Origin of the sequence: Labilibaculum manganireducens (assembly GCF_963665805.2) — a bacterium.
Lineage (GTDB): Bacteria > Bacteroidota > Bacteroidia > Bacteroidales > Marinifilaceae > Labilibaculum > Labilibaculum manganireducens.
The window spans coordinates 3,738,817-3,758,707 of sequence record NZ_CAXXEE010000003.1 but is presented as its reverse complement, the minus strand read 5'-3'; the positions used below and the strand labels follow the sequence as shown (position 1 = coordinate 3,758,707).

Here is a 19,891-nt window from a genome sequence, read left to right as displayed (position 1 = left end):
TTATATGTACACTTACCAATATCCACGGCCGGCACTAACTGTAGATTGTGCTGTTTTTTGTAAATCCAATAATGTGCTTTACGTATTGCTAATTCAAAGAGCCAATCCTCCTTTTCAGAATATGTGGGCATTCCCTGGTGGTTTTGTTGATATGGATGAAGATATTGAAGTGGCAGCCTATCGGGAACTAAAAGAGGAAACAGGTTGTGTTGGCTTCGGTTTAGAACAATTCAGGACGTATGGAGCTGTTGACCGTGATCCCCGGGGAAGAACCGTATCGATTGTATATACTGGAACAATGATGTCCGATGAATTGCCGGTTGTTAAGGGAGAAGATGATGCCAAACAAGCAAAATGGCAAGCTGTTGAAAAATTGCCGCCTCTGGCTTTCGATCACGATCTTATTATGTCAGATCTGCTGAAACTACTACAAATTTGAATTGATTGATTCAAGGTAGCTTAGACTGTCTGGTCCCAAATTGAAAATTAAATCTAAAATACTCAGATTCTCAATAAAACCATATTTGTCTCCAAACACTTGCGTGTATTTTTTTGCTGCGAACGTGTTGTCTGTTTCTAATTTTGAAACTTTAGGGTGTATCTTTTCCCGGAAATCATCATATTCAGATGTGCCAAAATCAATAAAGTTCTCAGAGAATTTAATAATTGGGTCAATCTCAAGAATACCGAATACTTCTTGCTGAATTTCATTATTGTATTCAAGTAAAAAATCCCATTTTTGAGTGAAGAAGCGCTCTAAATCATCAATATAATATTCATAAAAAGGAGAAGATTTGTAAGCCGCCTCAATGCCTTTCCAGTGCAATTTTTGCCAATTGGTATCATATGATATCTTAACATCTTTAGTAAGCACCTTTTTATTTGTTGCCTTTACAACCGGAACAGATAGAGGTAAAACACCATTTGCCCCATAGATATTGCAGCGGTTTCTGTACGATTGTTTTGAATAATGCTCCCATTGTTCAATTACGATTTCAGGGTATTGAATTAATTTACAGTAATATTGAATGGGTGCAAAAAAAGATGTTGTCAGTAAGGCTTTCGAGTTTTTCATAGATTATTTTGAAGCTGTTGAAACGTAAGCACAAAAATAGAAAAATAAGGAAAAGAAAAAGACACCGCAGTGGGTGTCTTTCATATGTTTATAATTTTAAACTTTTGTCATATGGAACTTACCATGCTGAAATAATCATCCCCCTGTGTGTCAAAATATCCTTGTCATGGACGTTTCATATGTTTATAACTTTAAGTTTTTGTCATATAGCCTGTCCCGAACTTGTTTCGGGAGAACTTACCATGCTGAAATAATCATCCCCCTGTGTGTCAAAACACCTTTGTCATGGACGTTTCATATAATTTTAGTCTCAGCCGATTAGTGAATCCATTTAAAAACTCTGTTCCATCTGATTTTACTGAAAGCAGTTTTGTCTTTATCCAATGAAAGCCATATAAATGAAGCCTTTCCTACAATGTGATCTTCAGGAACATATCCCCAGTATCTTGAGTCGGCTGACATGTGTCTGTTATCACCCATCATCCAATAGTAATCCATTTTAAATGTAAATTCTGTTGCAATTTTTCCATTGATATAAATGGTAGAATCCTGAACTTTTAAATCGTTACCTTCATAAGCATTAATAGCTCTTTCATACAAAGGAAGTGTTTCTAAATTAAGGGAAACTGTTTGTCCTTTTTTAGGAATAACTAATGGTCCAAAATTGTCTCTGTTCCATGTGTAATGGTCGCTAAAAGGGAAAACATCTTCAGAAATACCTTGAGTTGAATTTCTTCTAATAATTGAAACAACATTGCTCAGTTTTTTCAATTCTTCAACTTTACTAAGCGAGAGAGGAAGATTGTAATCAGATCCTCTGTGGTCAATATCTGCTTTGGCAATGTTTAGTTCTTCCAGTTTTCTTGGATTGATAGGAGTTCCATTTGTGCGAACAACATAATTGTACTGCATATCCTCAATTTTGTCCTGAGGTTTACCATTAACATGTAATTCACCATCGATGCACAATAGAGTATCTCCCGGAAGTCCTACACATCGTTTGATGTAGTTCTCTTGTTTGTCTACCGGACGAGTAGCTATTTCTGTGTTTTGCGCCAGATACTTTCGTGCCATGTCAATATATTTTTTCTCTGACTGAAGAGTCCGTCCTTTTTTCATGTCATCAGACATAAATTGATCACCTATACCTCTTAAATTTGTGTAATAGTCTGGGTTTTCCCGGCCTACGATAATAGTATCACCGGCAGGGAAATTGAATACAACAACGTCGTTTCTTTTCACTTCGCTGATACCGGCAAGGCGTTTGTAAGGCCATTGAATCCATTCCAAATACGATTTAGTTGATTTGGTTAAAGGCATTGTGTGATGCGCAAAAGGAAAGGATAGCGGAGTGTTTGGAATTTTCGGCCCGTATGCTACTTTGCTCACAAAAAGATAATCTCCTACCAGTAAAGATTTCTCCATTGATGAAGTAGGAATTGTATATGCTTCAATAAAGAACATTCTGATAATGGTTGCAGCAACAACTGCAAAAATAATTGCGTCAACCCATTCTACTGTTGCGCTTTGTTTTTTTACACCTCTTTTTTTCCAGAAAGCCCAATGTACTTTTTTACTGATGTATACATCAAAAAGGACGGGAAGGCCCAAAATCAGCCAGTAATTACCTATCCAAATAATCATCAAAAGGCAGATGATTAGAGCTATCGAAAATTTAAACCATTTGTTTTTTAGTATACTGCTCATTCAATTTTTTTTAAATGATTACTTAATTTCTTTTTATTCCAGCTGTTGTGCTGAACTATAGTTTTAAAAGATCTTTCATACCAAAAAAACCTTTCTTTTCAGGCATGAATTCTGCGGCTAACACAGCACCAAGAGCAAAGCCTTTTCTGCTATAAGCCAAATGTTGAATGCTGATCTCATCGACTTCAGAGTGCCAGGTGATAGAGTGTGTGCCAGGAACTGAACCATGTCGTTTAGCAAATATGCTAAGTTCATCTTCCTTCATACTTGCGGCTTCAATCCATTTTGTTTTTTTTGGATGATTTTCAATAATACCCTCAGCTAAAGTAATTGCCGTTCCGCTTGGCGAATCTAACTTGTGAATATGATGAATTTCTTCCATGTCAGCATTATATTCGCTGAAAGGCGCCATTAGTGCCGCTAGTTTTTTATTAAGTTCGAAGAAAAGATTTACTCCTAAACTAAAATTAGAGGCATAGAAAAAACCACTTCCTAACTGACATTTTTCTTTAATTAAATCTATTTTATCCAGCCATCCTGTTGTGCCTGACACAACTGGTACACTTGCTTCAAAGCAAATTTGATAGTTGCCAAAGGCTGAATCAGGATTTGTAAATTCAATTGCAACATCAATATTTTTAAGGTTCTCAGCATGTAAATCTGCTTGATTTTCCTGATCAATGATTAATCCTATTTGATGGCCTCGGCTTTGTGCAATTTGTTCAATTTCCTTGCCCATTTTTCCGTAGCCAATAAGTGCTATTCTCATGTGTGGTTTTTTTAGGAGCTTGTATGGTTAATAGTATTACTCCTGTTTAATGATTTCAAAAATAATAAATCCAAGGCATATTAAACTACCAAGAGTGGATTATTGTGCCATTTGAAAATGCTTTTTCGATAATCAGTATAAAGACCCCATTAAGCATTTGGATTTAGGAGATAAACAAAAAAAAACGGGATTGTACAAAACAATCCCGTTCTAAAGTAAATAATTTATAATATTATTTAGCTGTTTGTGCTTTTCCAACAACAGCTTTAAATGCTTCAGGATGATTCATTGCTAAATCAGCTAAAACCTTACGGTTAATTTCGATGTTAGCTTTATGCATCAAACCAATCAATTGTGAATATGACAAACCTTCTAGTCTGGCAGCAGCATTAATACGCTGAATCCACAATGCTCTGAAGTTTGATTTCTTCTTTTTTCTATCACGATATGCATACTGCATACCTTTTTCCCATGTGTTTTTTGCTACCGTCCAAACGTTAGCTCTTGCTCCAAAGTTACCTCTGGTTTCTTTTAAAATCTTTTTTCTTCTAGCTCTTGAAGCTACAGAATTTACTGATCTAGGCATTGTTTCTGTTTTTAGAATGTTAGCGTTCCATTTAAGGACTCTTTTTTTGCTAAATCACCCGGTTAATAAACTTTAAAAATCAAATACTGATTTTTACAACATGTTAAGCATTAACTTAACGTTTTTCTGGTCTGCTTTATTTACAGAACCAAAATAAGTAAGATTTCTCTTTCTTTTGGTGCTCTTTTTAGTCAAAATATGACTTTTAAAAGCGTGCTTTCTTTTGATTTTTCCAGATGCAGTCAAAGTAAATCTTTTCTTTGCACTGCTATTTGTTTTCATCTTAGGCATTGTACAACTAATTATTGATTATATATAAATTACTTTACTTTTTCTTTGGTGTTAAAAACATGGTCATACGTTTTCCTTCTAATCTTGGCAGTTGTTCAACTTTACCAAGCTCTTCAAGATCCTGAGCAAATTTTAATAAAAGAATCTCACCTTTGTCTTTAAAAAGGATTGACCGGCCTTTAAAGAAAACATAAGCTTTTACCTTCGAACCTTCAGTTAAGAATTTTTCGGCATGCTTTAGTTTAAAATTGTAATCATGTTCGTCGGTGTTTGGTCCGAAACGAATTTCTTTCACTACAACTTTAACCGCTTTAGCCTTCAATTCCTTTTGTTTCTTTTTCTGCTGATAAAGATACTTTTGGTAATCAGAAATCTTACAGACTGGTGGATCGGCATTTGGTGAAATTTCAATTAAGTCTAATCCTTGATCTTCAGCAAATTTTAATGCTTCAGCAATAGAATAAACTCCTGGTTCTACGTTCTCTCCAACAACGCGAACGCTACGTGCCCTAATTAATTTATTAATTTTGTGTAGAGCTTCTTGAGGTTTTCTTGGCCCCCTGTTGTTTTTATGTTGAAATCCAGCTATGTCTAGGTCCTCCTAATTAAGTTAATATTGTTCAATAGAAGATAGTTGATCTTCTACTTCTTTATTTATAAAATCTGTAAATTCCTGAATGCTTTGAGAGCCCAAATCTCCTTCTCCTTGTCTGCGAACAGAAACTGTACCTTCGGTCGCTTCCTTTTCGCCTACAATTATAAGATATGGGGTCTTTTTCAACTCACTGTCACGGATTTTCCGACCAATTTTCTCGTTGCGGTCATCTAATACGGCGCGAATATCGGAATTATTTAACGAATTTAAAACTTTTTCGGCATAATCGTTATATTTTTCGCTAATTGGCATAATTACAACCTGTTCAGGTGTTAGCCATAAAGGGAATTTACCACCGGTATGTTCCAGTAAAACGGCAACAAATCGTTCCATAGAACCAAATGGAGCTCTGTGAATCATGATCGGGCGATGTTTCTGATTATCGCTGCCAACATATTCTAACTCGAAACGTTCCGGTAAGTTGTAATCAACCTGTATGGTTCCCAACTGCCATTTACGGCCGATTGCATCTTTAATCATGAAATCGAGTTTCGGACCATAAAAAGCAGCTTCGCCATATTCAACAACTGTATTTAAGCCTTTTTCTTCAGCAGCTTCGATAATAGCCTGTTCTGCTTTATCCCAATTCTCGTCACTACCAATATACTTTTCACGGTTTACTTTATCGCGTAAAGATATCTGAGCAGTGTAGTCTGTAAAGTTTAGTGCTTTAAAGATAATGAAAATGATATCGATAACCTTCTTGAATTCATCTTTCAATTGATCTGGTGTACAGAACAAGTGAGCATCATCTTGTGTGAAACTTCTAACACGGGTCAAGCCGTGCAATTCTCCACTTTGTTCGTAGCGATATACAGTACCAAATTCAGCATATCTAACAGGCAGATCCTTGTATGAACGTGGTTTGAACTTGTAAATTTCGCAATGATGCGGGCAGTTCATTGGTTTTAGCAAATATTCTTCTCCTTCCTGAGGAGTTTGAATTGCCTGAAATGAATCTTCACCGTATTTTTCGTAATGACCTGACGTTTTATACAAGTTTATGTTTCCAATATGAGGAGTAATAACCTGCTCGTATCCAAATTTTTTCTGCACGCGTTTCAAGAAAGTTTCTAAACTTTCCCGTAACTGTGCACCTTTTGGTAACCACAATGGCATTCCCTGACCCACATTTTGAGAGAAAGTGAATAATTCCATTTCTTTCCCAAGTTTTCTGTGGTCACGTTTTTTGGCTTCTTCCATCATTATCACGTATTCATCAAGGAATTTCTTTTTAGGAAAAGTAATTCCGTAAACACGTGTAAGCTGCGGGCGTTTTTCATCACCTCTCCAGTAAGCTCCGGCAATAGAGTTTAATTTGATGGCCTTAATATAGCTGGTGTTAGGCAAGTGTGGTCCTCTGCACAAGTCAGTAAAATTTCCTTGTTTATAGAAACTTATGGTGCCGTCTTCCAGGTCATTGATTAATTCCAGTTTGTATTCTTCGTTTTTTTCTTTAAAAAACGAAATAGCTTCTTCCTTGGTAACATCTGTACGCTGATATTCACTCTTGTTTCGAGCAAGTTCGAGCATTTTTTGTTCAATTTTAGGAAGATCTTTATCGGAAAGAACCATTCCGTTTCCTAAATCGACATCGTAATAAAAGCCCATTTCGATAGCCGGACCAATACCAAATTTCACTCCAGGATATAATGCTTCCAACGCTTCTGCCATAAGGTGAGCTGAGCTATGCCAAAACGCATACTTACCTTCAGCATCATCCCAAGTATGTAATTTAATGTTTGAGTCTTCGTTTATTGGACGAGAGATATCCCAAATTTCATTATTTACAGTTATAGATAAAACTTCTTTGGCAAGGCTGTTACTTAGACTTCTGGCAATACCAAGGCCAGAAATCCCTGCTTCAAACTCTTTTACAGAATTATCCGGAAATGTAATTTTGATCATTATATAATTTTAAAAATTCGTTTTTTTTATTCAATCCACAAAGATATAACTTTCTCCCTAATTTTCAGCTGAATTTACTTGCCAATATTTGTGTATTGTAAGAATCATGTCTGAAAATTTTTACGGTTTTATTCTTAACAGTTGGAAGCGGAGTTGTTTTTTTATCCGATAAGGATGAATGACAATTAGTGAAATCTAACAAATGATGCGTGGTAACGAATAATTATCAAGTAGTAATTTTTCTTTTCTGTAAAAAAGTGGAATCTTTGAGAGATTAATAAACAACCGATACTAAAATTTAAAATTATGAAGATAAGTCGACAGATATTTACTTTCTGCATCCTTATGTGCTTTGGTTTTTTGTCTTTTTCACAGACTGAAAATCAGAAGATAAGCATGGAGGATTTGATGCTTAACGGCACTTTTAGTCAGAAATCTGTTCAAGGATTACTATCGATGAAAGATGGTATTCATTACACAACATTAGAAGAAGGTGGTACTAAAATTGTGAAATACAGTTATGCCACGGGCGAGGTTGTAGATACCTTGTTGAATTTGAATCAAATAAAAGATGTGGAAATAAAAAGCATTAATGAATATGAGTTTAGTGCTGATGAAAGCCGTATTCTGTTAATGACAAATCCGGAGCGCATATACCGACGTTCTTTTACTGCTGATTATTTTGTGTTCTCTTTTAAAAACAGAGAGTTGGTTCCTTTGTCGAAGAATGGAAAGCAGCGTTTGGCTACTTTTTCGCCGAATGGCAATCGGATTGCTTTTGTTCGTAATAATAATCTGTTTATTCATAATGTTTTATTTGGTTCTGAAATTAGAATCACAAAGGATGGGGAATGGAATAAGATACAAAACGGAACACCTGACTGGGTTTATGAAGAGGAATTTGAATTTAACAGAGCATTCGCCTGGTCTCCGGACAGTGAGTTTCTTGCTTATATGAAATTTAATGAAGGCGATGTGAAGATGTTCAATATGAACAAATTCGAAGGTTTATATCCACAGATAAAAGAGAATGCTTTGTATCCGGAAAATTATACTTATAAATACCCAAAAGCAGGAGAGAAGAATTCAACGGTTGAGGTGTTTGTTTATAATATTGAAGACCGAATTACGAAAAGAATGGATGTGGGTGAGGAGAAGGATCAGTACATTCCCCGCATTAAATGGACTCAGGATCCTAAAATGCTAAGTATTTACAGATTGAATCGTCATCAGAATAAATTGGAACTGTTGCTTGCTAATGCTAGAACCGGTAGTTCGAATGTAATGTATACACAAGAGAATAAGTATTATATAGAGGAAGGAAATTTTGATCATTTAACCTATTTGAATGATGGAAAGCATTTTATTTATTTGGACGAGAAGGATGGCTTCAATCATTTGTATTTGTATGATATGGCGACGGGTAAATCGGTACAGCAAATTACAAACGGAGATTGGGATGTAACCGATTTTTTGGGCTTTGATGAAAAAAATCAGGTTTGCTACTATCAATCTGCCGAAGTATCGCCAATGGATAGAAATGTTTATTCCGTAAAATTAAATGGAACAGCAAAGAAATTACTAACTCCTGAGAAAGGAACTAATAATACCGTATTTAGTAACGGATTTAAATATTATATCAATTATTTTTCAAGTGTTACTCAGCCAAATACTGTTAGTTTATTTAATAGTAAAAGTAAAATGATTCGGGTATTGGAAAGCAACGATGAGTTGGTTGCCAAATTAAAGGAATATCAATATTCGCCAAAAGAATTCACAATGCTTCCGGCAGCTGATGGAATGACAATGCTGAATGCATGGATGATAAAGCCGTTTAATTTTGATCCATCGAAAAAATATCCTGTAGTAATGACACAATACAGTGGGCCGAACTCGCAAAGTGTTCTTAATTCATGGAGCTTTGATTGGTACCAGTATTTAGCTCAGGAAGGATATGTTGTTGTTTGTGTTGACCCTAGAGGTACTGGTGCCCGAGGACAATTATTTAGAAAATGCACCTATATGCAATTGGGAAGGTTGGAATCAGATGATCAGATATCTGCAGCCCGCAGTTTGGCTAAGGAAAGTTTTATAGATGAAAATAGAATTGCTATTTGGGGATGGAGTTATGGTGGCTTTATGTCTACTCTTTGTTTAGAGAAGGGAAGTGAAGTATTTGCTGCTGCAATTGCCGTTGCGCCGGTAACGAACTGGAGGTATTACGATTCGGTATATACCGAGAGATTTATGAGAACACCTCAGGAAAATGCCAAAGGATACGATGATAATTCACCAATTAATCATGTTGATAAATTGAAAGGATCACTCTTGCTTTGCCACGGAACGGCAGATGATAATGTTCATATTCAGAATACTTATGAGTTAACTGAACGTTTGGTGCAGGCAGATAAACAATTTGAAATGCAGGTGTATACCAATAGGAATCATAGCATATATGGTGGGAAAACAAGATTGCATTTGTATAATCGATTCAATAAGTTTTTAAAAGTTAATTTATAGTCAGTAAAGCGGCGAATGAATTGGAGAGAGGAAATTGTTTTTGATGATTTCCTCTTTTCTTTTGCTCAAATAGTCAGATTTTTAGCTGTGTTTGTATTTTTTTTTCGACATTTTTTTTGAAAACCTCTTGTCAAAAGCATTGGAATATCTATATTTGCAACGCTGATGTTAAGAATAAAGGTTCTTATCAATATGCGAGAATAGCTCAGTTGGTAGAGCACAACCTTGCCAAGGTTGGGGTCGCGAGTTCGAGTCTCGTTTCTCGCTCGATGATTATTGAAGTTTATCCTTTTGTTCAGTAATCAGGGTTTTGTTAAAAGGGAAATGCGAGAATAGCTCAGTTGGTAGAGCACAACCTTGCCAAGGTTGGGGTCGCGAGTTCGAGTCTCGTTTCTCGCTCAGTTAAAACTGTTTCATCAATAATATGGAACAGTTTTTTTGTGTCTTATAATTTGGATGGTATTTTTGAATCAAAAAAAATGGACTACCATAAAAGCAGTCCATTCACTATTAGATAATATATCAGTTGTTAGAATGTGAATCCAAAATCCAAACTAACTAACCAGGCATTTAAACCATCACTTCGGTCATAGTAGGCGGTTCGTAATCCAATTCTTTTTAATTGACCTGTTTTATTTTTCCGTAGAGGAGATTTAAAATTGCAAATTCCCATAACCGGCGAATATTGAAAGCCAACACCAACTTTATAGCTGTTAAAATCCGATAAATCGTAATCCGAAGTATAAAATTCTGGAGTGTTTGATGCGCTGGCTTGTCCGAACTTATAGAAATCATCGGCAGCAGTTTGATTGTGGTATCTAAAAAACGGCGAAACAATAAACGATGGACTTACCGTCATTGGAAGTTCTATGCTTGCCGTGTGAGCAGAAATTCCCCATGAATCAGAATAGTATCGATAGAAGGTTTTCAATCGGATAAAATCGCTTAAATAGTAGTTCCATCTTACCGAGATTGGAATTTTTATTCTGCTATCATCTAATTTCTCAACATTGCTGTATTGAGTTAGTTCTGCCAGAGTATTGGGATAATTGGGCGTATCATCAAAAAATACCCGGTGAAAAGGAGTTGATAACAGTCCGCTTTGTGAAACTATTTCCATTGAAAATAAGGCCTGTGAGCGCTTATTAATCACTTGCGAGTATGATAAACCAAATTTAAGAGTATTGCGGACATCATCTTTAAGATTCGCCTTTGAAGTTCCTCTTGTTTCAACAGGGTAAAGTAATTTCCATTTATCGCTCATATACAATCCATCAATGGTAAGAGATCTGTTCTGATCTTTAGAATTGATGGTGTATGAACCACCTGCATGATATGAGCTAACATCAAACTCCTGCGAGAATCCGGCTAGAACGCTGTAAGCATTGCCCGAATTAGCTAAAGTGTGAGAATAAGATGCATTAATATGAGCTCTTGCATCTTTGCTTGAAGCAGATGTTTTGTGTGTTTGAAGGTAATCGATATTATCTGTTGAAGCAGATGAATAGATATCAATACCAAAATTTAAATCCAGGCTTGATAAGGAATCAACAGGAATGTGAACCACAAAGCTTGGAGCAACATTGGTTAGTTCTTCAGTGCCTTGTCCGCCGGTAACAGGAGAATGATCGCCGTCCTGCTCATAGTAGTTAAGCAGGAAATCCACTTCGGTTTCTTTGTAATCTTCCGATGATTTTACTTTTTTACGACTGTCTTCTTGTTTGTCGTCGATGCTGTTTTTATCTGTTTGGGCATTTACTGCAAATACTACTGATAATAGCAATGTTAGGGATAAAATAATTTTTAGTTGCATCCGCATCCTCCTCCTGATTTTCCTCCATTGGCTCCTGCCGCACCTTCGCGGTAAGCCTGGAAGTTTGATTCGTAAACTTCAAGTTTTTTGGCCTGAAGTGCCATTTCTTCATCATTTAAATAGGTTTTTTGATAAGCTGCTACTGAAACACAGCTGTTCATTGCAATCATCGCAAATAAACCCATGATGACTAAGTTAATTTTCCTTTTGTTTTTCATTGGTTTCTCCAATTTGTATTTGATAATTATTTTTTTTGTTGTCGTTCTGATATTCCAGTTTTAGATTGTTTGAAGTAATCAGCTTTTGATCATCAGTCACTAAAATGCACTCAATACCATTTAGCCGATTGATTAATTCGAGTCCATTGTCCTTTCCTAAAACAAAAACAGAAGTTGCCAGGGCATCAGCCAGTTCTGCATTGGGACAAATTACCGTAACACTGCTTAAGCCTTTTACAGGATAACCTGTTCTCGGATCGATAATATGACTGTATTTTATACCATTGAATTCAACAAACTTTTCATAGTTTCCTGATGTTACAACGGCCGTTTCTCCAATTGTCAACCAGGAATAAATCTGGTTTTTGTTTTTTGGATTTGTAATGCCAATTTTCCAATCTTTACCACCTTCGTCTTTTCCCCAGCTGATTAAATCTCCTGATGCATTTACAAGTGCGCCATCCAAATTCATTTTCGCCATCAATTCAAGAGCCTTATTTGCAGCATATCCTTTACCTATGGCTCCAAAGCCTATTTTCATTCCGGCTTTTTTTAGGAATACGCTGTGTTTTTCTTCATCAAGAATAATGTTTTTGTAATTTATTTTTGAGACTGAAGCTGCAACGGATAGTGAATCGGGCATGCTTTTCATACTGCCGTCAAATTTCCATATTTTATCCATTGAGGCGTAGCTAATATCAAAAGCACCGTGGGTAAGATTAGAAATTTTAATCGACCGACGAATCAAATTAAAAAGCTCCTGATCTACCACAACAGGTTCGATTCCGGCATTAGCAATTATTTTACTTGTTTGCGAATTTGCATCCCATGATGAGATTAAGAGCTCAATTCGTTTAATTTCATCAATACCTGTTTTTATGGCCAGTCTGGCTTGATTTTCATCACTTGTTACAGCTGTCATTTCAAAACGCGATCCCATCAGTAACAATACTTCGGTATACGATTTATTATTTTGTGCTGAAGCTGAAAGCAAGACTCCTGTCAGCAGAAGCAGTAAAATGCCAAATTGTTTCATACTTTACTGTGCAATAAGAGATTGGATGTGATCAATGTATTCTTCTGGTGATACATTTTTGTATCCGGTTTTCCCGATAATTTTAGCATCCGAATTCATAAGAATGACGGTTGGGAATTGCCCTTTTGAATTGTAGTTGGCTGCTAAAGATTCATTAACAGCAGTTTGCTCTTTCGATAATTTATTTTTCTTCAATCGAGGGAAGTCTACATCTAGAATGATTAAATTTTTTTCTGCAAATTTTTTGAATTCATCTGTATTTAAAATTGTTTTTTTTAGCAGAATACAGGATCTGCACCAATCCGAACCAGAGAAGTTAAGGAATATGGTTTTATTTTCAATTTTTGCTTTTTGTAAGGCTTCTTCCAAATTGTTTTGTGCCATTACGGATGCACCATAGAAAAATGTTAAGCAAATAAACAGTAGTGATGTTTTAAAAAAAATCTTCATAAAAATAATTATTTATTGTAGGTAATAGATACTTTAATTTCAGTATTTATTTTTAATAAATCAAATCTATGAAAAATATGTCTTGTGCGATGTATCTTAATTGTTAAAAGATGCAAAAAGATACATATTTAGATTGCAGCTGTTGTTATTGGTAGAATTTAAAACATCTACAAGCTAACGCCATTGTTGTGTAAAATGCTTTTAACCTCGTTTCCAATTACTGATTTAAGGAGAGAAATTAATTTATCAATTTTATCATTGTTGATATCCAGAAGGCCAAGAAGTATATAGGCTGAGTTGCGATCTAAAGGAGCATCTTTTACTAATTCTATTAAGATCTTGGCTCCGGAGCTATATTCTTTGTTGGATATAACAGATAGGTTCACGAAAAATTGACTAGCTGTTCGTATTACATTTCCTTCTTCTTCAACTTGAATAAAAGGAAACAAAGCCATAATTGCTTTTGGTTTATTTTTTCGGATGGAAGCACTTAAAGCAGTTAGCATTTTAATTCTTTCAATACTGCTGGTATTCGACTGAAGGTGATCGTACATTTGGAACAGAACCGGGATCATCTTTTTATTTTGGCTTTCGCCATATAAAAAACAGGTTCTGAATGTCATCACTTGAAATTCATTTTTGTCTAATTCATTCCATTTTTCAGGTTGAATTGCCAACTTATCTAAGTAGGAGTAATCCTTTTTATTTTCTGCCATGTGTTCTGTAATAATATCCTGCAAAGATAGAAAATGAATTGCATCTCCAAAGAACAATGAATAATGGCAGATCAATTTTATTTAGAAATTTTATGAATGTTTGATTTTGCTTTGCGTTTGTATCTTTTTTGTTAATTTTGCTGACCCTTGCCCAGGTGGCGGAATTGGTAGACGCGTCAGCTTGAGGGGCTGGTGGCCGTATGGTCGTGAAAGTTCGAGTCTTTTCCTGGGCACATTACTACTGTTAAACCACACCAAAAGCGCTTATTCTTTATGAATTAAGCGCTTTTTTTGTTTTCTATTCGTGAGGAGAGCTTGATTGTTTTTTTGATATATTGCTAATATACATGGCAGAAATGGAGGAATCCATATTAATTGTAAATATGTCTATGTTGTAGTTTTTGAGATGATTTAGATTTTTTGAAACTAGTCTCGATGGTAAATCTTGGGAAAAGGTGCTGAAGGATGAGTGTTTTGATGGGTCAAGTAAGGTCCGGAGAATCATATTTCCAAAAGAAGTAAATGCAAGATATATTAAATTGATTGTAAAGGAAGTGTTTGATAGTTCTACCATGGCAAGTGTCGGAGAGATATCTGTAATTCCTGAGGAAAGCAGGTGATGAAATAGTAAATATATTCTTCAGGTTTCTTCCGGATAAATATAACTTGATTTTTGTTTTCCTGAATAGTGTCAATTCTAAACTATTTGAATCGGAGTATTACAACAAAATATTTCAATGACTGAAAGGATGATATTTGATAAACAAAAGACATTTAAACCATAATCTAAGTATTCCATAAATATGGAAGAAGTTAAATGAGCAATATTCTTTATTAAGTTGCTAGAATACTTTTAAAAAAATAAAAATGATTCTTTTTTAGTTGACATTTCCTTGTTTTGTATGATTTTGTTTTATCTTTAAATCGGTATATTGAAAATTAATCAGCAAACCATGAGCTCGTCAATTCAACATATAGATTATCATTCTGTGAAAAAATTGAAGAGTGGAGATGTAAATGCATTTGATGATTTATTTAAAAAGTATTCTTCACGTTTATTCAAATTCTCTGTTAAATATTTAAAGTCAAGTGAAGAAGCCGAAGAGGTTGTACAGGAAGTGTTTCTGTATATCTGGGATAAAAGAGATGGTTTAAAACCAGAACATTCTTTTAATGCTTATATTTTCACAATAGCCTATAATATTATTAAGAAATACTTCATCAAAAAATCTAAGGATAATGCTTTTAAAGATGATTTGATTTATTCTCTGCTTAAAGAGGAAAACAATTTGGATAAAACCATAGATTATAAATTTCTTCTTGAAAAAGTAGAGCTAATTATTGATGCTTTACCGAAAAGGCGTAAAGAAATTTTTATCAAAAGAAAGTATTACGGACTTTCAATTAAACAAATTGCCGAAGAACTTGAAATCTCTCCTAATACCGTAGAAAATCAGCTTGCTTCCGCCCAGAAGCAAATTCTAAAAGAACTTTCAAAAAGAAAATTGGCTGGAGCACTTTTTTTTGCTTTTTTTGTTTCAATTTAATAAAAACATAATGCACTGATATTTAGTGTTGTATGTGTCTTTTTGATTTTTTTTATCTTTTTTTTCACCTTTTCCGATAGTGGATATTTCGCTTAAATGGACATTATAGATATCATGCAAACAAATAGGGAAAAATTAAATCGCTTTTTATCGGGTAAATATTCATTCAATGACTATTTATCCATATCCTCTTATTTCAAAAATGAAGAGAGTAATGAAGAATTAAAGAAGCAAATGGAGGTGGAGTGGAATGAAACTAAACCGACTGAGGATAACAAGGAACGCCTGGCTGGAATTTTGAACCGCTTGCATGATCATATAAATAGTACCGGCAAAATAAAAGAAACTGTCTTTCAATCGTTTTACAATGTATTCTCAAAAATTGCTGTTGTTTTATTGATTCCTGCTTTAATTACTGTCGGTGTTTTATCTTACTTTTCAATTAATTCTCCTAAAAAGGTTGAATCCTGGGCTGAAATTCATTCGCCAATTGGATCCAGAGTGAAATTTCAGTTGCCGGATGGAACTCAAGGATGGTTGAATAGCGGATCCACCATTAAATATCCAGTCAATTTTGCACAGAATCGGAAAGTTGAAATGTCCGGTGAAGCTTGGTTTGATGTTGTACATATCAATTCGGATGGATTTAGGGTACTAACACCATATCTTGATGTTAAGGTATTGGGAACTCAATTTAATGTGAATGCATATGATGATGATATAACTACCGGGGTTATCTTGGAAAGAGGAAAAGTAATTGTTCTTGGTAAAGATGAAAGTGTGAAAGGGGAACTTGACCCTAACCAGCAACTCATCTATAACAAATCAACAAAAAAGCTTGTTAAATCATGTATTGACGCAAAAAGCTACACAAGTTGGAAAGAAGGATTGCTGATATTTAAGAATGCTACTATGGCAGAAATAGCAAAAAGACTGGAGCGAAGATATAATGTGGAAATAATTCTTCATGGTGATGCGTTGAAAGCCTCAATATTCAGGGCTTCATTTCAAGATGAAAATCTCGAAGATATTTGCAAAATGTTATCAACTGTGGCTCCCATACAGTATAAAATACACAAAAGACTACAACAACCAGACAGCACTTTCCTAAAAAAGAAAATAGAAATGTGGTTAAACTAAAATATAAAACCCAAAAAAAATGCCTATGACAATGTTATGAAAAAAAACAGGGAGGTATTTGCACTACCTGCCCTGTCGATTAATTAGAATTTAACTTTAAGAAGTAGTAAATCCGTTAATTACAAATTTATGAAAAAAAACAAAACCTACAGGCTGCTGGAAGACACCAGCTTGTTAAAAATGCTTAAGATTATGCGTTTTACCATTTTTATCTTATTAGTTTCTGTATCGCAAACGTTCGCGATTAAATCTTACGCTCAATTGACTAAAATATCATTAGACATGACGAATGTAAGTGTGGAAGAAGTTATTGATCAAATAGAAAGTAACTCGGAGTACTTTTTCATGTACAATAATGATTTGATTGATGTTAGCCGTAAGGTAGACATCAAGGTCGAAGAAATCAAGATTGATCAGGTATTGGATAAACTATTTGAAGATACTGATGTTTCTTATTCGATTCTCGATCGCCATATCTTACTGGTGAACAGTGAGGGAAAAGAAAAAAACAACTTGCAGCAAAAATCAGTTTCCGGAAAAATTACTGATCCCAATGGAATTCCTCTGCCAGGTGCAACAATAATGGTAAAAGGAACCACAAATGGAACAATAAGCGATATCGATGGAAATTATACTCTTTTGAATGTTCCAGGTGATGGGGTTCTTGTTTATTCTTTTATTGGAATGAGGTCTCAGGAGATTCTTTTTGATGGAAGAGCAAACGTTAACGTAACATTAACAGAAGAAACAATTGGGTTGAATGAAGTGATAGCTGTTGGTTATGGCACACAGAAGAAAGCAAATTTGACTGGAGCCGTAGGAAGTGTTCAGATGGGGGATATGGAAAGCAGACCTTTGACCAATGCCAGTTTGGCTTTGCAAGGTACTGTTTCTGGAGTATATGCTTTGCAAAGTTCAGGAAAACCAGGAGATGATGATGCGGTTATTTCCATTAGAGGTGTTGGAACATGGACTGATAATTCACCATTGGTACTGATTGATGGATTTCCTGGCAATATGTCTGATGTTAATGCAACTGACATTGAATCAATATCAGTATTAAAAGATGCAGCATCTTCTTCCATTTATGGAAACAGGGCTGCCAATGGAGTTATTTTGATTAGCACAAAAAAAGGAACTGCCGGCAAGATGAAAGTGAGCTATAACGGCTATTTTGGCGTACAGAAAGCAACCCGTTTGCCAAGTGTTTTAAATTCGGTAGAATATGCCACACTTCGTAACGAGGCATCGGCAAATTCAGGAAGTGTTCCAAATTACACCGATGAAGATATTCAAAAGTATGCAGCACACAATGACCCAATGTATCCTGATATTGATTATTTTAAAGTGTACTATGGTCAGGCAAATACACAGAATCATCGTGTAAATATGTCAGGTGGTAATGAAAATGTGCAGTACGCGTTTATGCTTGGGCATTTAAATCAAGATGGTATTATGGTAGCAACCAGCTACAAAAAGACCGATTTTCGTTCGAACATAGATGCTTTTTTCTTAAAAGATAAAAAATTAAGGCTGTCGACTAAATTGGCTGGTAACCTTGGTGTTAAAGGTGAGCCTACCAGTGTTTGGAATGCTACATGGTATGCAACACTAGCTCCGGTATATCCCCTTAGAAATGCTGATGGAGAATATATGAGCGTAAACGGGGAATTAAATCCTTATGCCGAAATTAAAACTGGTAGTACAGCAGAAACGAAACGCTATAATTTTAGTGGGCAGGTTGAAGCTGAATATAAAATTGCTAAAGATTTAAGTGCGCAGGTAACATATGGATATAATGTTGTTACATCAAACGGGAACCGTTTTAATGCGAATGTTGTATTAGCAAATAAGGACGGAAGTTCAAAAACAGAATCATCAGATTTGGATGTTCGTAATAATACAGATGTTCAGACAATGTTGACTTCTTTATTGAAATACAACAAAACATTTGGAAAACATGAGTTAAAATTGTTAGCCGGTTATTCTGAAGAAGAGTTTACTTACGATTGGCAAAGTGGCTATCGAAAAAACTTTGTTAACAATGACCAGCGAGTACTCAATCTTGGTGATGCTGCTACTCAGAAAAATAATGCCGGAAGTTACGACCTTGGCTTGCGATCCTACTTCGGGCGTATAAATTATGTATTTGATAACAAGTACTTGTTTGAAGCGAACATTAGAAGAGATGGATCTTCGCGATTTGCTTCAGGAAATCAGTGGGGAACGTTTCCATCTTTTTCAGGCGGTTGGATTATTTCGAAAGAAGATTTTATGCAAGATGCTGATTGGCTTAATTTCTTGAAGCTACGTGCCTCTTGGGGACAGCTTGGAAATGAGAAAATACCAAACTATTATAACGGGAGTGATATCTTGCAGTCAGGTAAAGATTATTCGCTTGGAGGTGCCCTATATTCAGGTGTGGCTTTAGAAGATATGATCAATAAAGATTTATCATGGGAAACATCAGAACAATTGAATTTTGGTATAGATATGACATTGAGAAACGGCATGGAACTGACCGTTGATTATTTTGACAAAAAAACAAAAGGTTTACTTTTAGATCGACAAATTCCATGGACTATGCAATTGAATCCACCTTTCGTAAATGCCGGTGAAGTTCAGAATAAGGGAATTGAAGCTTCTTTAACCTACCGAAAAACGTTTTCAAATGGTCTTAAGTTCCGTACTACGTTTAACGCATCTCACGTTGTAAATAAAATTACAAAAATGGATCCGGAGAAACTTACTTCTCCCAAGGCTCAAAAAGTGGGGGACGCCATTAATTCATTATACGGCTACAAGATGGATGGAATTTATCAGTTATCTGATTTTGACTATGATGGAAGTACGTATACTTTAAAGCCAGGTGTTGTTTCTGTTTCAAACTATGTTGCACAGCCGGGAGACATTAAGTTTAAAGACCTTAACGGCGATGGCGTTGTAGATCAGAATAACGACAGAACGATAATTGGTAAACAGTTCCCGGATCTTACTTATTCGTTGAACCTAAATTTGGAATGGAAACAATTTGATTTTAGTGCATTCTTTCAAGGTGTACAAGGCATTGATGGCTATTTTTATTATGAAATTGCTACGCCATTTAGCGGTGTTGCCAATCTAGGTTCATGGTGGAAAGACAGATGGACACCTGAAAATCCATCCAATACTATGCCACGGGTAACTTTAGACGAATATCGTACGAATGTTCATTCGTCTTTCTATGTGGAAGATGCATCCTACCTCCGTTTGAAGAATATTGAATTGGGCTATACCCTTAATCCTGAAATTGTTTCCCGAATTGGATTAGGTTCCGTACGAATTTATGGAAGTATCCAAAATGCTTTTACCATCACGAATTTTAAAGGTTTTGATCCTGAGCAAAAAGTTGATCAAACCAGAGCTGAGGCTTTTCCTCAGGTTCGTGTGATGACTATGGGTATAAATGTTAACTTTTAAA

Annotated in this window: 17 protein-coding genes, 3 tRNA genes and 1 pseudogene; 9 read left to right on the top strand and 12 right to left on the bottom strand. The window is 35.4% G+C overall.

Features of this window, described 5'->3' with window-relative positions; genetic code table 11:
* The first annotated feature begins 4 nt into the window (after positions 1–4).
* Positions 5–439, top strand: coding sequence for an NUDIX hydrolase (locus ACHZAX_RS14435; RefSeq protein ID WP_320019631.1), 435 nt, complete (start codon positions 5–7; stop codon positions 437–439).
* Here ACHZAX_RS14435 and ACHZAX_RS14430 read toward each other — a convergent pair.
* The 7 genes from ACHZAX_RS14430 to thrS form a co-directional block, all read right to left on the bottom strand.
* A complete protein-coding gene (locus ACHZAX_RS14430; RefSeq protein ID WP_320019630.1) occupies positions 428–1,075 on the bottom strand; it encodes a WbqC family protein in 648 nt (215 codons plus the stop codon). The two genes, ACHZAX_RS14435 and ACHZAX_RS14430, sit on opposite strands and share 12 nt — an antisense overlap.
* Before the next feature lie 318 nt (positions 1,076–1,393).
* The gene (gene lepB / locus ACHZAX_RS14425; protein WP_101308883.1) at positions 1,394–2,782 is read right to left on the bottom strand and encodes a signal peptidase I; all 1,389 of its coding nucleotides are present in this window, start codon (positions 2,780–2,782) and stop codon (positions 1,394–1,396) included.
* A gap of 55 nt (positions 2,783–2,837) precedes the next feature.
* Positions 2,838–3,551, bottom strand: coding sequence for a 4-hydroxy-tetrahydrodipicolinate reductase (dapB, locus tag ACHZAX_RS14420; protein ID WP_320019629.1), 714 nt, complete (start codon positions 3,549–3,551; stop codon positions 2,838–2,840).
* A gap of 232 nt (positions 3,552–3,783) precedes the next feature.
* The gene (gene rplT / locus ACHZAX_RS14415) at positions 3,784–4,137 is read right to left on the bottom strand and encodes a 50S ribosomal protein L20 (protein ID WP_101308885.1); all 354 of its coding nucleotides are present in this window, start codon (positions 4,135–4,137) and stop codon (positions 3,784–3,786) included.
* A gap of 93 nt (positions 4,138–4,230) precedes the next feature.
* Positions 4,231–4,419: a 50S ribosomal protein L35 gene (rpmI, locus tag ACHZAX_RS14410; protein WP_442358280.1), complete on the bottom strand. Its 189-nt coding sequence runs from the start codon at positions 4,417–4,419 to the stop codon at positions 4,231–4,233.
* Between the two features lie 43 nt (positions 4,420–4,462).
* Complete coding sequence (infC, locus tag ACHZAX_RS14405) at positions 4,463–5,017, bottom strand: translation initiation factor IF-3 (RefSeq protein ID WP_101308887.1); 555 nt, start codon at positions 5,015–5,017, stop codon at positions 4,463–4,465.
* A gap of 21 nt (positions 5,018–5,038) precedes the next feature.
* Positions 5,039–6,991: a threonine--tRNA ligase gene (thrS, locus tag ACHZAX_RS14400; protein ID WP_320019628.1), complete on the bottom strand. Its 1,953-nt coding sequence runs from the start codon at positions 6,989–6,991 to the stop codon at positions 5,039–5,041.
* Positions 6,992–7,297: 306 nt separating this feature from the next.
* Between thrS and ACHZAX_RS14395 the strand changes: the two genes are divergently transcribed.
* The 3 genes from ACHZAX_RS14395 (at position 7,298) to ACHZAX_RS14385 (ending at position 9,910) form a co-directional block, all read left to right on the top strand.
* On the top strand, positions 7,298–9,511 hold the full coding sequence (locus ACHZAX_RS14395) for a S9 family peptidase (protein WP_320019627.1): 2,214 nt from the start codon (positions 7,298–7,300) through the stop codon (positions 9,509–9,511).
* 194 nt (positions 9,512–9,705) lie between these two features.
* A tRNA-Gly gene (locus ACHZAX_RS14390) sits at positions 9,706–9,778 on the top strand.
* Between the two features lie 59 nt (positions 9,779–9,837).
* Positions 9,838–9,910: transfer RNA gene (locus ACHZAX_RS14385), tRNA-Gly, on the top strand.
* Between the two features lie 130 nt (positions 9,911–10,040).
* On the opposite strand, the gene ACHZAX_RS14380 is transcribed toward ACHZAX_RS14385, so the two are convergent.
* The 5 genes from ACHZAX_RS14380 to ACHZAX_RS14360 all read right to left on the bottom strand — a co-directional run bounded on the left by ACHZAX_RS14380 (position 10,041) and on the right by ACHZAX_RS14360 (position 13,744).
* Positions 10,041–11,330, bottom strand: coding sequence for a DUF3570 domain-containing protein (locus tag ACHZAX_RS14380; protein ID WP_101308890.1), 1,290 nt, complete (start codon positions 11,328–11,330; stop codon positions 10,041–10,043).
* The gene (locus ACHZAX_RS14375) at positions 11,315–11,542 is read right to left on the bottom strand and encodes a DUF4266 domain-containing protein (protein WP_101308891.1); all 228 of its coding nucleotides are present in this window, start codon (positions 11,540–11,542) and stop codon (positions 11,315–11,317) included. Before ACHZAX_RS14375 ends, ACHZAX_RS14380 begins: the two co-directional genes overlap by 16 nt.
* Positions 11,520–12,578 carry an FAD:protein FMN transferase gene (locus ACHZAX_RS14370; protein ID WP_320019626.1) on the bottom strand — a complete coding sequence of 353 codons (1,059 nt, stop codon included), beginning with the start codon at positions 12,576–12,578 and terminating at the stop codon, positions 11,520–11,522. The genes ACHZAX_RS14375 and ACHZAX_RS14370 overlap by 23 nt, the downstream gene beginning before the upstream one ends.
* Before the next feature lie 3 nt (positions 12,579–12,581).
* The gene (locus tag ACHZAX_RS14365) at positions 12,582–13,028 is read right to left on the bottom strand and encodes a thioredoxin family protein (RefSeq protein ID WP_320019625.1); all 447 of its coding nucleotides are present in this window, start codon (positions 13,026–13,028) and stop codon (positions 12,582–12,584) included.
* Positions 13,029–13,195: 167 nt separating this feature from the next.
* On the bottom strand, positions 13,196–13,744 hold the full coding sequence (locus ACHZAX_RS14360; RefSeq protein ID WP_101308894.1) for a hypothetical protein: 549 nt from the start codon (positions 13,742–13,744) through the stop codon (positions 13,196–13,198).
* Positions 13,745–13,893: 149 nt separating this feature from the next.
* On the opposite strand from ACHZAX_RS14360, the gene ACHZAX_RS14355 reads away from it, so the two are divergent.
* The 5 genes and pseudogenes from ACHZAX_RS14355 to ACHZAX_RS14335 all read left to right on the top strand — a co-directional run bounded on the left by ACHZAX_RS14355 (position 13,894) and on the right by ACHZAX_RS14335 (position 19,890).
* Positions 13,894–13,977: transfer RNA gene (locus ACHZAX_RS14355), tRNA-Leu, on the top strand.
* Positions 13,978–14,175: 198 nt separating this feature from the next.
* A pseudogene (locus tag ACHZAX_RS14350) lies at positions 14,176–14,364 on the top strand (hypothetical protein); the annotation flags it as partial.
* 333 nt (positions 14,365–14,697) lie between these two features.
* The gene (locus ACHZAX_RS14345; protein WP_143470845.1) at positions 14,698–15,291 is read left to right on the top strand and encodes an RNA polymerase sigma factor; all 594 of its coding nucleotides are present in this window, start codon (positions 14,698–14,700) and stop codon (positions 15,289–15,291) included.
* Between the two features lie 114 nt (positions 15,292–15,405).
* Positions 15,406–16,431, top strand: a complete 1,026-nt coding sequence (locus tag ACHZAX_RS14340; protein ID WP_394698274.1) for a FecR family protein — start codon at positions 15,406–15,408, stop codon at positions 16,429–16,431.
* A gap of 129 nt (positions 16,432–16,560) precedes the next feature.
* Positions 16,561–19,890, top strand: a complete 3,330-nt coding sequence (locus ACHZAX_RS14335) for a TonB-dependent receptor (RefSeq protein ID WP_101308897.1) — start codon at positions 16,561–16,563, stop codon at positions 19,888–19,890.
* Position 19,891: the final 1 nt, after the last annotated feature.